The organism is Rugosimonospora acidiphila, assembly GCF_039543385.1.
Lineage (GTDB): Bacteria > Actinomycetota > Actinomycetes > Mycobacteriales > Micromonosporaceae > Rugosimonospora > Rugosimonospora acidiphila.
On the sequence record NZ_BAABJQ010000021.1, the window covers coordinates 57,755 to 70,303 of the forward strand.

Annotated in this window: 11 protein-coding genes; 2 read left to right on the plus strand and 9 right to left on the minus strand. The window is 69.2% G+C overall.

The genetic code is table 11. From position 1 onward, the window contains the following. Window positions 1-65 precede the first annotated feature (65 nt). From ABEA87_RS29150 to ABEA87_RS29190, 9 genes are all read right to left on the minus strand, one after another. A complete protein-coding gene (locus tag ABEA87_RS29150; protein WP_345635004.1) occupies window positions 66-1,067 on the minus strand; it encodes a LacI family DNA-binding transcriptional regulator in 1,002 nt (333 codons plus the stop codon). 109 nt (window positions 1,068-1,176) lie between these two features. Beyond that, window positions 1,177-2,322: a mandelate racemase/muconate lactonizing enzyme family protein gene (locus ABEA87_RS29155; protein WP_345635006.1), complete on the minus strand. Its 1,146-nt coding sequence runs from the start codon at window positions 2,320-2,322 to the stop codon at window positions 1,177-1,179. Window positions 2,323-2,529: 207 nt separating this feature from the next. After that, on the minus strand, window positions 2,530-3,459 hold the full coding sequence (locus ABEA87_RS29160; protein ID WP_345635008.1) for a carbohydrate ABC transporter permease: 930 nt from the start codon (window positions 3,457-3,459) through the stop codon (window positions 2,530-2,532). Further along, window positions 3,456-4,343: a carbohydrate ABC transporter permease gene (locus ABEA87_RS29165; protein WP_345635010.1), complete on the minus strand. Its 888-nt coding sequence runs from the start codon at window positions 4,341-4,343 to the stop codon at window positions 3,456-3,458. Before ABEA87_RS29165 ends, ABEA87_RS29160 begins: the two co-directional genes overlap by 4 nt. A 149-nt stretch (window positions 4,344-4,492) precedes the next feature. Beyond that, the gene (locus ABEA87_RS29170) at window positions 4,493-5,884 is read right to left on the minus strand and encodes an ABC transporter substrate-binding protein (protein ID WP_345635012.1); all 1,392 of its coding nucleotides are present in this window, start codon (window positions 5,882-5,884) and stop codon (window positions 4,493-4,495) included. Between the two features lie 307 nt (window positions 5,885-6,191). Next, on the minus strand, window positions 6,192-7,295 hold the full coding sequence (locus ABEA87_RS29175; protein ID WP_345635014.1) for a glycosyltransferase family 4 protein: 1,104 nt from the start codon (window positions 7,293-7,295) through the stop codon (window positions 6,192-6,194). A 284-nt stretch (window positions 7,296-7,579) separates the two neighbouring features. Next, window positions 7,580-9,442: a family 16 glycoside hydrolase gene (locus ABEA87_RS29180; RefSeq protein WP_345635016.1), complete on the minus strand. Its 1,863-nt coding sequence runs from the start codon at window positions 9,440-9,442 to the stop codon at window positions 7,580-7,582. A 405-nt stretch (window positions 9,443-9,847) separates the two neighbouring features. Further along, the gene (locus ABEA87_RS29185; RefSeq protein ID WP_345635018.1) at window positions 9,848-10,213 is read right to left on the minus strand and encodes a hypothetical protein; all 366 of its coding nucleotides are present in this window, start codon (window positions 10,211-10,213) and stop codon (window positions 9,848-9,850) included. Between the two features lie 100 nt (window positions 10,214-10,313). After that, window positions 10,314-11,102 (minus strand): LysR substrate-binding domain-containing protein, encoded by a 789-nt coding sequence (locus ABEA87_RS29190; RefSeq protein WP_345635020.1) that lies wholly within the window; start codon window positions 11,100-11,102, stop codon window positions 10,314-10,316. A gap of 104 nt (window positions 11,103-11,206) precedes the next feature. On the opposite strand from ABEA87_RS29190, the gene ABEA87_RS29195 reads away from it, so the two are divergent. Together ABEA87_RS29195 and ABEA87_RS29200 are read left to right on the plus strand one after the other, a co-directional pair. Continuing rightward, window positions 11,207-11,599, plus strand: coding sequence for a DUF5997 family protein (locus ABEA87_RS29195; protein WP_345635022.1), 393 nt, complete (start codon window positions 11,207-11,209; stop codon window positions 11,597-11,599). 76 nt (window positions 11,600-11,675) lie between these two features. Further along, a complete protein-coding gene (locus ABEA87_RS29200) occupies window positions 11,676-12,311 on the plus strand; it encodes an HDIG domain-containing metalloprotein (RefSeq protein WP_345635024.1) in 636 nt (211 codons plus the stop codon). Window positions 12,312-12,549: the final 238 nt, after the last annotated feature.

A 12,549-nucleotide genomic window follows, 5' to 3' on the forward strand; every position in this document is an offset into this window, starting at 1 on the left:
GTCGCGTATCTACATACGCATGGCGCGGCCGGACGGGCGCCTCGGGCGCCAGAAAGTTTGCCGCTTTAGCTGGGGGCGAGGCTCAGGGGTCGGGTCGACTCCCGGACGACCAGCTCGGGCTCGGTGTGCAGCGGTGTGGCCACCTCCGTGCCGTCCATCATCGCCAGCAGGGTGGCGATGACGCCGCGGGCGAGCTCGTCGAAGTCCTGCCGGACCGTCGTCAGCGGCGGAAGGAAGTGCGCCGCGCCCGGCAGATCGTCGAACCCGACGACGCTGAGGTCCTCGGGGACCCGGATCCCGCGGTCCCGGAACGCGTGCAGCAGACCGAGGGCCATCTCGTCGCTGCCCGCGAAGACGGCTGTGCAGTCGAGCGAGTCGGCCAGCTGGATGCCGGCCGTGTACCCGCTGTCCGCCCGCCAGTCGCCGATCAACGGTTCACGCACGGCCAGTCCGTGGGTCTCCAGTTCGGCGCGCCACCCGCGCAGCCGCTCGACCGCGTCCAGGTGACGCAGCGGCCCGGAGAGGTGCAGGATCTCACGGTGCCCCAGGTCCACCAGGTGCCGCACCGCGAGCCGGGCGCCGAGGAACTGGTCGATCGAGACGCTGTGCAGGTCGGGCCGGCCGCTGCTCTCGGCGGTCACCAGGGGCACGTCCAGCTCGATGGAATGGATGGCCTCCAGCGCGTCCTGGTCGGCGGCGATCAGGACGAGGCCCTCGATCTGCTGCCGCAGCAGCACATCGAGGGCCGCCAACAGTTGACCGCGGTCGGCCGAGTCCAGATTCGCGATGCTCACCTGGTAACCCGCGCTGCGCGCGGCCTCGTCAACCGCGCGCATTCGCTTCGAGATGGTGTGGGCGGCCACGCCGGTGCTGATCAGACCTATCGTCTTGCTCCGGCGGGTGGCCAGGGTGCGGGCGGCGTTGTTGGGGTGGTAATTCAGCTGGCGGATGGCGGCTTCCACCGTCGCCCGGGTCTCCGGCCGAACCAGGTCCGGATAGTTGATGGTCCGGGACACCGTCTGCGGGGACACTCCGGCGAGCTGCGCCACGTCCGAAATCTTCGCCACCGGGGTTCATCCTCGCCTTCGGGGCCGCATGGCTCCGCCACTATACCGTTGCGGGTATATCGCTTGCGCGTACATCGGTCGCCGTCCTCGACCCGCCCGTGCCGGCCGGCTACTGGTCCACAACGGAGCCATCGACATGCAGCCGGGTGAGGATGTGCCGCTTAGCGTACGGGAACCTCTCGGCCGCGTCGGGCCGCAGCGCGACCCCGATGCCCGGCTCGTCGCTGATGGGTACGAAGCCCTGCCCGTCGTGCTGCGCGGCGCCCGAAACGAGCTGCGTGGGTTCGGGGCGCATGACGTCGCCGTCACCCCACGACTCGTTCGGGAACTCCTGGAGCACGAAGTTGGGCGCGGTCGCGGCGATCTGCAGGCAGGCCGCCGTCGAGACCGGGCTGAGCGGGTTGTGCGGTACGACGCCGATGTGTGACGCCTCGGCCAGCGCGGCAACCTTCCGGGCCCCGGTGATCCCGCCAACCAGGCAGACGTCCGGCCGCACGAGCTGTGCTCCGCCGCGGGTCAGCAGCATCTGGAAGTCCCACAGGGAGGTGTACCGTTCGCCGGTGGCGATCGGAATGTTGATTTTGGACGCCACGTACGCCATGTCGTCGATGTTGTCCGGTAGCACGGGATCCTCAAGGAACAGCGGGGTGTACTGCTGGATGCCCAGGCCCAGCTGGACCGCCTCGAACGGGGCGAGCCGCCGGTGGATCTCGATGCACAGGTCGACCTCGTCCCCGGCCGCCTCGCGGTAGCGCGCCACGGCGGCCACCGCCCGGCTTATCTTTTGCGCATGGGTCTCGAAGTAGGGCTCCTCCCTCGGCGAGTCCAGGAACGGCGTCAGGTGACCGACGGCGGTGAATCCCTTCCGCCGGGCGTCGGCGACGCCTTCGCACAACTCGTCAGTCGTCTCGCCGAACACGTGCGAGTAGACCCGTGCCCGGTGGCGGACCTTACCGCCGAGCAGCGCGTGCACCGGCGCCTCGAAGTGCTTGCCGGCGATGTCCCACAGGGCGATGTCGATAGCGCTGATCGCGCCCATCACCACCGAACCCCGGAAATGCGTCCATCGGTACAGGTACTGCCAGTGATGCTCGATCCGCAGCGGGTCCTGCCCGACCAGGTACTCGGCGAACCGCTCGATGGTGGCCGCCGTTCCCTCCTGCAGACCCCACGCACCGGATTCACCCAACCCGACGAGCCCGGTGTCGGTCGCCACCTCTACGAACAGGTAGCGATCGATGAAAATCGGGGTCACGCGCTCAATTCGCACCTACAACTGCCCTTCTGGAAATTCACGTGTCGTATCCACCCATCCGGCCGGCCCGGCGTCGCGTCGTCGCCCGCCTCGCCCGGCCGCGCCCTGGCCACTGGCCCGGTCATCCGCCCGCCGGGTCATCCCTTCGCCGGGTCAGCCCTTCCACGGACCTCAGCCCTTCCACGGACCTCAGCCCTTCCATGGCGTTCAGCCCTTTTCGGCGCCGGTGGTGAGGCCGCCGGCCAGGAGGCGCTCGCTCGCGAAGAAGAGCACGATGATTGGGATCGTGGTGACCACCGAGGCGGCCATCAGCACCGTGGTGGGAATCTCGATGCTGTTGCCGGTCAGCTCGGACAGGCCGAGCGAGACCGTCCAGCGGCTGCGGTCATCGGCGAGGAAAAGCAGGGCGAACAGGAACTCGTTCCACGCCACCATGAAGATGAACAGGGCGTTGGCCAGGATCGCCGGCATCGCCAGCGGCAGGCTGATCCGCCACAAGGTGGCTAGCCGGCCGCACCCGTCCAGCGCGGCCGCTTCCTCCAGGCTCACCGGGATCGTGTCGAAGTAGTTGCGCAGCATGTAGATGGAGACCGCGACGGTCTGCGACACGTACACCAGCAGCACCGCGACCAGCGAACCGCGCATGTTCACCCGGGTGAAGAACACGAACAGTGGCACGGCCAGGATGATGCTCGGGAACAGGTACACGGCGAGGAACAGGACGCTGACCTGCCTGCGGCCGAAGAAACGGAGCCGGCTGATGGCGTAGGAGCCTGGTATCGACACCAGCAGGGTCAGCGCCACTGTGCTGAAGGAAAGCACCGCGCTGTTGCGCATGAATCCGAGGAATCCCTCGCCACCCGAGGAGACCGATACCAGGACCCGCTTGTACGCGCTCAGGTTCAGGTGCTTCAGGTCCACCCACAGCGCGCCGGGGTTGTTGAGCACGGAGCCCAGATCGCGGATGGACAGCAGCGCCATGTAGTAGAACGGAAAGGCCGTCACGACTACCAGCAGGGCGATGACGACCCAGCGCGCTATGCCGAAGAATCGGATCTCGAAGCCGTCCCGGGTCCACCGTGGGGAACGGGTCCCCGCGGGGGTGGGAGATGGCCGCCGTGTGTCGGTCGCCGTCATGATAGCCGCTCTTCTCGTCTGCCGAAGCGCCACATGTAGAAGCCAACGGGGACGGCCATCACGACGGCCAGCACGAGCGCCTGGGCCGAGGCCAGGCCGATGTCCCCGTTTCCGGTGAGGAAGTTGTAGACCCGCACACTGATCACCTCGGTGCCGGCACCGCCTCCGGTGAGGAGGTAGATGTCATCGAACTTGGTGAACGTCCAGATGAAACGCAGTACCGACAGCACCGCGATGGTCTGGAGTAGTTGCGGCCACAACACGTAGCGGAAGCGCTGCGAGATGGTGGCCCCATCGACCTTCGCGGCCTCCTCCAACGATTCCGGAATCGCCTGCAGGCGGGCGGTCAGGAACAGGAATGCGAACGGGAACTGCCGCCACGCCTCGAACAGGATGACCGTGATCAGTGCCAGCGGGATCCCTACGTGCAGACCGAAAATCGACACCCTGCTGGTCTGCTGGCTCAGGAAGGCCACCGGCTTGTCCCAGCCGAACAGGCGCTTGCCCCAGTAGTCGACAAAGCCGAACTGCGGGCTGAGCATGACCTGCCAGACGAACGCCGCGGCGACCACCGGCGCGACGTAGGGCAGCAACATGATCGAGCGAACCAGCCCGCGCCCCTTGAACCGGCGGCGCAGCGCGAGCGCCGCCACCAGTCCGATGGCAATCGACGCCGCGGTGCCCAGCACGGAGTACGCCACGGTGGTCAGCAGGGTTGACACGAAGCCCTGCGAGGTGAACACGAGCTTGAAGTTCTCGATCGTGTACTGGCCGAAGAAGCCGGCAGTGTGCAGATTGAGCAGTCGTACCCGCTGGAAGGCCAGCGAGATGCTCCAGACGATCGGCAGCACGACGACCGCGATCACGATGACGACCGTGGGCATGATGAGCCCGATACCGGCGCGCGCCTCGCTGCGGCGCATTCCTCCGGGCCGTGTTGTGCGGCGGGCGGTCGAGGTCCGCTGGGTGGGGGGCGCCCCCGGCGGCGCTGGTGCGGTCGCGCCGCCAGGGGTCGTCACAAGCTGCTTGCTCATCACTTGGTGCTGTTCTGGATCGACTGGACCGCCTTTTGTGCCTGGGCGGCCGCGCCGGAACCGTTGACGTCGCCGTTGTCGAGGGCGTTGATCGCCTTGGGTACCGGCAGTTGGGTCAGGATCGCACCCATCAGGTTGCCCTGTCCCTCGGTGAACGCCCACCGGGAGAACGAGTCAACGCTGTTCTGCCACGCCGCGATCTCGTCCTGGCTGTAGTAGGCCGACAGCGGTGCCTTCGTGTCGATGCCGGTCGACAGTTTCGACCACCCCGTGATGAACTTCTGCGGGTCGTCGGGCGTGCCGTGCCGGGTGGGGAACTTGCCCTCCGGGGCCTGGTTGAGCCAGGGCAGGTACCCGTCGTTCATGAAGTACTCGACGAACTTCGTCGCCGGCGAGGTCTTCGCGGTCGACGTGACGACCCAGGAGGTGACGTCGCCGCCCTGCACCGGCGCGGTGCCGTCCGGCCCCTGGAACGAGGTGACGAAGCCGCTGTTCTTGGCGATGAAGGCCGGGTCGGTCGCGCACTGCGGGCAGGTCGGCATGATGTCCTTGTCCTGCCCGGCCATCTCCGGCAGGATGAATGACGCCCAAATGGTGATTGCCGCCTTGCCCGCCATGTAGGTCGTCTTGACGGCGGTCGAGTCCAGGGAACCCGGCACCGAGTAATTCTTTATGAGGTTTCCGTAGAAATTGAACGCGTCAACACATTGCTTGCTGTCAATTGTTACCTTGCCTGATCCATTGACCAGTTGGCACCCGTTCGCGAGCGCCACCCATTCGAACAATTGCTGGGTGAACGCGGTGCTCGGGCTGGTTCCGCCGACGAAGCCGGCGATCTGCGGGCTGTTGAGCTTCTGGGCCGCGTTGAGCAGGTCCGCGTAGGTCTTCGGCGCCGGCAGGCCCGCCTTCGCGAACAGGTCCTTGCGGTAGATGACCGACAGCGCGAACCCGTCGCTGGGCACCGCGAGCTGGGTGCTGCCGTCCTTGGTCAGGTCGAGCGCCGACTTCGAGAACGTGTCCGGCCCCAGATCCTTGACGATCTGCGTGGCGGTCTTGGTGTCGACGAGTTGGTTGCTCGACATGGTTCGCACGTCGTTGAGCGGGAGCGCGCCGATGACGTCCGGCATCGTGCCGGCCGCCGCGGCCGCGGTCAGCAACTGCGGGAACTGGTCCTCGTTGATGCCGACGAGCTTTACCTTGATGCCGGTCTGCTTGGTGAAGTCGGCGGCGTCGGCCTTCGCCTTGGCCAGGCGGTCGGGCTGCTCCTCAAGGCTCCAAACCGTAATGCTGTTGGCATCGCCGGACGAGCTGGTGGAGCTGGAGCAGCCAGCGACGAGCGCGCTGGCGCCGAGAACCGCAAGTAAGGCAAGAGATATTCTTACTCTCCGCATCGACAAAAACTCCTCGAGTTACATAACTAGTTGCGGGGTGGCACTTCCGGAGAGTTGCGTAGGACGAGTGGCGGGAATGATAGCGCTATCAGCAGGTCGTAATGTTAGCGCTATCATTCAGCCTGTCAACCCCTCAGATGCGTGGAGAAGCGGTGAGATTCGCGGCGCGGGGGCCGAGGAACGCCCGCGGGCGAGGCGACCTGGGCGACCACGCGCCCGCCGGCACGCGTCGCCGCACCTTCAGCGGGCGCGGCGACGCCGCGGTGGTGTGGTGGCTGTGGTGGACGGGCCGATGGCCTAGCGGGGCCTATTGGCCGGTCCAGCCGGTGGGCAGGGTGTAGTGCCAGCCCTCCTGCCAGGCCATCGGCGCGGCGCGGTTGCCGTTGCCGTTGCCGTTGCCGTTGAGCAGCGTCGTGTACAGGTCGAGGTGTTCGGCCACCATTCGGTCCGCGGCGAACCGGGTCCGCGCCTCCTGGCGGCAGCGCCGCCGGTCCAGGCCGTTGGTCCGCGGCAGGGCGGCGGCCAGGGCGTCGACGTCCTCGCACAGGAAGCCGGTGACGCCGTCATCGACGATTTCGGGTGCCGCGCCGGCCGGTGTGGCCACCACCGGGGTGCCCGTGGCGAGCGCCTCGACCATCACCAGGCCGAAGGGCTCCGGCCACCGCATCGGGTTCAGCAGGGCGGTGGCGCCGCCGAGCAGCGCGTACTTCTCCGTCGAGTTCAACTCGCCGAGATACTCCACGTCGGAGTCCAGCAGGCCGGCCACCTCGCGGTCGAAGTACTCCTGCTCGGTCGAGTCCTGTATCTTCGCCGCGATACGCAGCGGCACGCCCGCCTTGTGCGCCACGAGTGCCGCCTCCCGGACACCCTTCCGGGGGCTCATCCGGCCGAGGAAGCAGAAGTAGCCGCCCGCCCCGTCGCCGACGGGTACCGCGTCGACATCGATGCCGTGGTGAATTACCCGGGCGATGTGTACTCCCGTCGCGGTGGACGCCTGGTGATGGGAGACCGCGACGATCGCGGCGTGCCGGTTCATCGCCTGGTAGATGGGCAGCAGCTGAGGCCGGTACGGGCCGTGGTTGGTCGTGACGACCGGGACGTCGGGCGGTCGCAGCAGACACAGCGGGCCGGCCAGCGTGTGGTCGTGGATGATGTCCATCCCGCGCATCGCGTCGTAGGCGCGCACAACCTGGCCGAGTTCGGCCTCGGTGAGCCAGGTGCCGCCGGGGTCGGCCGGCGGGGAGTCGGGGACCAGGGGCACCGGGCAGGTGCTGTCGCCCGTCGCGGCCACGAGCAGCTCGTGCCCGGCGGCGGCGAATCCGCGGGCGAGGCTGTCGACCACTGCCTCGAGGCCGCCGTACGCGGGTGGCGGAAGCGGCGTCCACGGCGTGGAGATCAGCCCTATCCGCATGGGTTGCTCCCTCCGGCGGCCACGTCCAGCGCCCGCGGTGTGGCGATCGCGGCCACCGGTCGTCCCTGGTGCGAGTTTAGGCGGCCGGGTCGGGCCCGGACTGCCGTTTGGGCCAATCCTCCTTCCCGGGACGAGGTCGCGTGCCCGGGCACGAACCGGCCGACACCGGGCGACGGCGGGCGGCGCCTCCGATCGACGCGACCAATCGACGTGACCAATTGGCGCCACGGGCCCGGTCGGTCCGTCCGGCGAACCGGATGGGCCGACCGGGGACCTCGGGTCGGTTACATCGTCACGGCGTGACCGCCGAAGGTCACGACGAGCTGGCCGCTCGCGGCGAAGGACCAGCCCAGGGCGCCGCTGTACGTGGCGCAACGGGACCCGTTCGTGCCCGTCCAGAACTGGTTCGAGCTGTCGGCGTCACCGATGGTCTTGTCGTTGGACCCGTCGACGTCGAACCGGCACGAGGTGTTGTTCCGGAACACCGAGGTGCCTTCGTCGAACGAGAAGTTGCGCTCGGCGTTGTCGATGCTGACGTCGTTCGAAATCGACAGCGTGCCGGGGTTGCTGTTGTAGGTGAAACCGTGCTTGCCGTTGTTGTAGGCGATGTCGTGCTGGGCGATGTTGTTGACCGGGATGTCGTCGCCGCCGAGCTTGAAGCCGTTGCGGTCGCCGTTGTCGGCCTGGGTGCCGTTGGTGAGGGTCCCCTGGTCATAGGAGAGGGAGTATTCGATGGTCACCGGGCCGATAGGGCCGGTATCGGTCTTGGTGTAGAGGTCCCAACCGTCATCGATGTTGTTGTGCGACACGTCGTAGCGGAAGATGTTGCCGGGGCCGGCGGTGAGCTTCGCGGCGAAGCCGTCGGCGTTTTCGCCGCCGGAGTCGGCGTTGTCGTAGGACTCCGAACTGATGACGAGGTTGTTGGCCGGCCACTGGCTCTCCGGCGTGTCGGAGGCGGTCCGCGAGATCTGCAGCCCCGTGTCGTGGTTGCCGCGCGTCACCACGCGCTCGATGATGTTGTTGCTGCCGCCGACGAAGATGCCGTTGTCGCCGGCGTCCTGGACCACGATGCCGTACACGTGCCAGTAGGACCCGTCCAGGGCGAGGCCGCGGTTCGCATCGGCCTCGGCCATGGCCGAGAAGTTCAGCACCGGAGTCTCGCCGGGGTAGGCGGACAGCGTCTTGCGGGCGCTTGAGGTGCCGTTGTTGCCGGTCGCGATGGTGACAGTCGAGGAGAAGTTGTACGTGCCGGCGCGCAGGTAGATGGTCCCACCGCTTCCGATGCGGGCGATGGCCGAGGTGAGAGTGGTCGGGGCCGTCATCGTTCCGGCCGCGCCGTCGGTGCCGTTCGGCGCCACGTACAGCGTGCTGCCGGGCGGGCTGGTGGGCGGCGGGCTCGTGCTGCCGGTCGGGCTGGGCGTCGGGCTCGTCGTTCGGGTGGGGCTCGGGGTGGGGCTCGGGCTCGCCGAGTGGGTGGGGCTCGGGGACCCGGTCGGGGTACCGCCGGCCGACGAGGTCACCGTGACGTTGTCGAACTCGCCGCTGGCGTGGAAGGTCTGCATGCCGATCCGGCCGGTGCTGGACAGCGTGCTGGTCGCGGAACCAACCTGCTGCCCGTTGACGTACCCGGTCACGGTGTTGCCGGCGACGTCGATGCGCAGCGTGTACCACGTGCCAGCGCTCGCGCCGACCGAGGCGCTGCCCAGCGTGGTGACGCTGGAGGTGCCGGCGTACGCCTGGAGTACCGCCTGGCCGGAGCTGGTCAGCCCCAGCCGGTAGAACTTCGACGAACCCGAGGCGCGGGCCGAGATGGCGACCAGGCCGTCGGACGAGCCGAAGGCGAGCGGCTTCACGGAGGCCTGAAGCGAGTAGTCGGTCCAGCTCGTCGAGCCGTTGAAGTCGCGGGCCAGGTCGCTGGTCGAGCTGGACTCCTTGAGCACCTGGTTGCCGTCGGTGGCGACGGCCCAGGTGCCGCCGGACTTCGACCAGCTGCTGGACAGTCCGGACTCGAAGTTGTCGCTGAACAGGGTGGCTGCCAGGGCGGCCGTGCCGAGGCCGAGTACCGCTGTCGCGGTCAACCCGGCCATGCCCGAGGCCAGGCCGAGGATCCACCAGCGGCGGCGGGCCGTGCGGGGTGCGAGTTTCATGTCACCTCTCTCGATGGACAGGATCGGAGGCCCCGCCGGCGGGTGGGCAGGGGTGCTCCAGGCCGGCCGGTGTCGAATTCACGCGGCCTAGGTGAGAAGGTAGGAAAGCGCATTCCTCAGAAAGAAACTCGCACCAACATCAGCAACAGTCAATAGCAATCGTTTGCAGTTTCGTTGCATCGACGCGCCGTATCCGATGATGACCGTCGATGCTACCGCGTGGTCGCGGTGCCGTCGTTCCTCGCGGCGCCCGCAAGCCCAGCGGCCCAGCGGCCCAGCGGCCCGGAGGCGTGGAGGCGCGGAGGCGCGGAGGCTCAGCCGTCCGGACGCTGAGCCGCGCGAGACTTGGCCGCCCGGGGCCCAGTCGCGCGGAGGCTCAGCCACGCGGTTCAGCCGCGCGGAGGCTCAGCCGGCCGGCGTGGGGTCGGGCGGATCGTTGTCGCCGTCCGCCAACTGCCGGAGCTTCGGCTCCCGGGGCGCCTTCACGACATCGAAGTGCGCCCAACCGTCCCGCGGGTGCACCGCCTGCGGCCGGTCGGCCTCGACGTCGACGCGCAGCCGCAAGCCCTCCTTCAGCCGGGCCAACTGCCCGATCGCCACGCTCCACGCGGTGCTTACCTCGTACCCACCGCCGCCGTCCAGCTCCACCCGCACCCTGACCCGCGCGCTCACCGCGTCCTGCTGCGTCTGCGCGGTGGAGCCGCCGACGGCGAGCACGGTCGCGTGCCCGCCGAGCCTGACCACGGGCGGCTTAGCTCTTCTGCCGAACATCGCCGGACCTCCGGGGGAGGGGGTTGGGGTGCCGTCGAGGATAGCGGGGGCATGCGACCGCCTCCGGTGGTCGCGAGGCGGTCCGGTCCGCGCCGGGGTGTCAGCGTCCGCGACGACGGGGCGTGCGGGGGTTCGGGCGGCCGGGGCGGGCGCCGGTCCGTCCCGCGCCCGGCGTGGAGCGGGAGTCCCGGCCCGCGGTCGGTGTCCGGGCGGTCGGTGTCCGGGCGGCCGGGGAGCCGGGCGCCTCCGCCGGCTGGGCGCGACCCCGGGTGCTGTTCGCGGTCCGCCCCCGGACGATCCCGATCATCTCCTCGACCAGGTCGTTGTGGCGCTCGCGCGTCCAGGCGAGCGCGACGGACGACGTCGGGGCGTCGGTTACCGTGCGGTAGGTGAGGTCGCGGCGGTGGTACAGGCGGGCAAGGGACTGCGGTACGACCAGGACACCGACACCAGCCGCCACCAGCTCCACGGCGGCGGCCGTCGTGGCGGGGCGGTCCGTGGTGGGGCGGTCCGTGACGGGGGCCGCGGGCGCGGCCGGCGCGCCGCCCCAGTCCAGCACGTCGTCCAGGGGCCACAGCAGCGTCTCGTCGGCAAGATCCGCGACGGTCAGTTCATCGGCCGCGGCGAGGAGGTGGTCGCGCGGGACCACGGCGACGGTCGCCTCGGTGTACAGCGGGATGGCGTCGAGCACGTCCCGGTCGACCGGCAGCCGGACGAGCCCGGCGTCGACCTCCCCGGCGAGGAGCGCTCCGGCCCGGGCGGCCTCGGCCGGCACCAGCCGCAGCTCCACCCTCGGCAACCGCTCCGCCCAGGTGCGGCTCCACCGGTCGATCGTGATACCGGGCACGACCAGCAGGCGGAACTCCGGCGAATGGTGATCTTCGGGCACGATACCTCTCAGGCGTGGACCGGCGTCGTGACGACACGAGACCTGGCCAGGGTACCGTGCCCGGGTCGTGTGCCCGCAGTTCACCGGGCCGTTACCCTGGCTCAGTGAACAAGCCGAAGAAGCCCCAGATGATGAAGTCCGCCACGGCGGCGCTGAAGCTGGAGGTATACCTCCCCGCCACGCCCCGGGAGTTCCAGGAGCGCATGGTGTCCCGCGAGGAGTTCGACGAGCTGCGGCGCAACCCGCCCGGTTGGCTGGTCGACCTGCGCCGGGACGGGCCGCACCCGCGGCATGTCGTCGCCGCGCGCCTGCGGATCTCCAACAGCGGGCTGGCCCGCGGGGGCATCACGGAGCCGCTCACGACCGCACAGATCGCGGAACTCGTCGCCGACCCGCCGCCGTGGCTGGAGCGCGAGCGCGAGACGCAGGCCGAGGTGCTGCGCGAGCAGCGGCGGCTGCGGGGGCGGGACGAGGGGACCGACCGGGCCAACGGGTGATGACGACGAGCCGCCGCCCCCGGCCGGACCGGCGGCCGGAGTCCGCCCCGGCGGGGCACGACCGACGGTCCGGTCGGTGACCGGCGTGCCGGCGGCGGAGGAGCCCGGCCAGCGGACGGTGATTCCGACCGACGGGCAGATCCGGGCGCTGCACGAGCGGTACGCGCCGACCCTGGACGCCTTCGAACTCGTCTACACCCACTGCGAGATCGTCTGCGCGGTGGCGGAGCAGTTGCTCGCCGGGCTCGGCTCGGCCGTCGACGTCGGCCTGGTCCGAGCGGGGTGCCTGCTCCACGACATCGGGGTGTACCGCCTGTACGACCAGGAGGGCCAGCTCGACCAGAAGAACTACCTCCGGCACGGAGTGCTGGGGGACGCCCTGCTGCGCGAGCTCGGCCTGCCCGAGTCGCTGCGCAGGTTCTGTTCGCATCACACCGGGGTCGGCATCAGCCGGGAGGACGTGCTGCGGCAGGGGCTGCCGCTGCCGGCCGGCGACTATCTGGCCGAGACCGATGAGGAGCGACTCGTGATGTACGCGGACAAGTTTCACAGCAAGACGATCCCGCCGGTGTTTGTGTCGGCAGCCTCCTACGCCGCCGGCGTCCGGCGGTTCGGCGAGGACAAGGTGGCGCGGTTCGCGGCGATGGTGGATGAGTTCGGCGAGCCGGACCTCTCGGGCCTGTCCCGCCGGTACCGGCATCCAGTGGTGTGAGCGCCTGAATCGAGCGAACCCGACGGGGCCGGTCGCGTGGAGCAGCCTGCCCGGAGCGGGCGAATTCACGGCGCGGTCACGGTCGCGTCATCTCGCCATCCCCATTCCACACGGGACGCTCGCTACCGTTACCGGCACTTGATCGGCATGCCGGATCGGCAATATGTCGGTCGTTTCTCGGAGCGGACCGGCCCCGGTCTGACCGGCCGTGTCGGCCCGCGCCCCCGACGCAGAATGG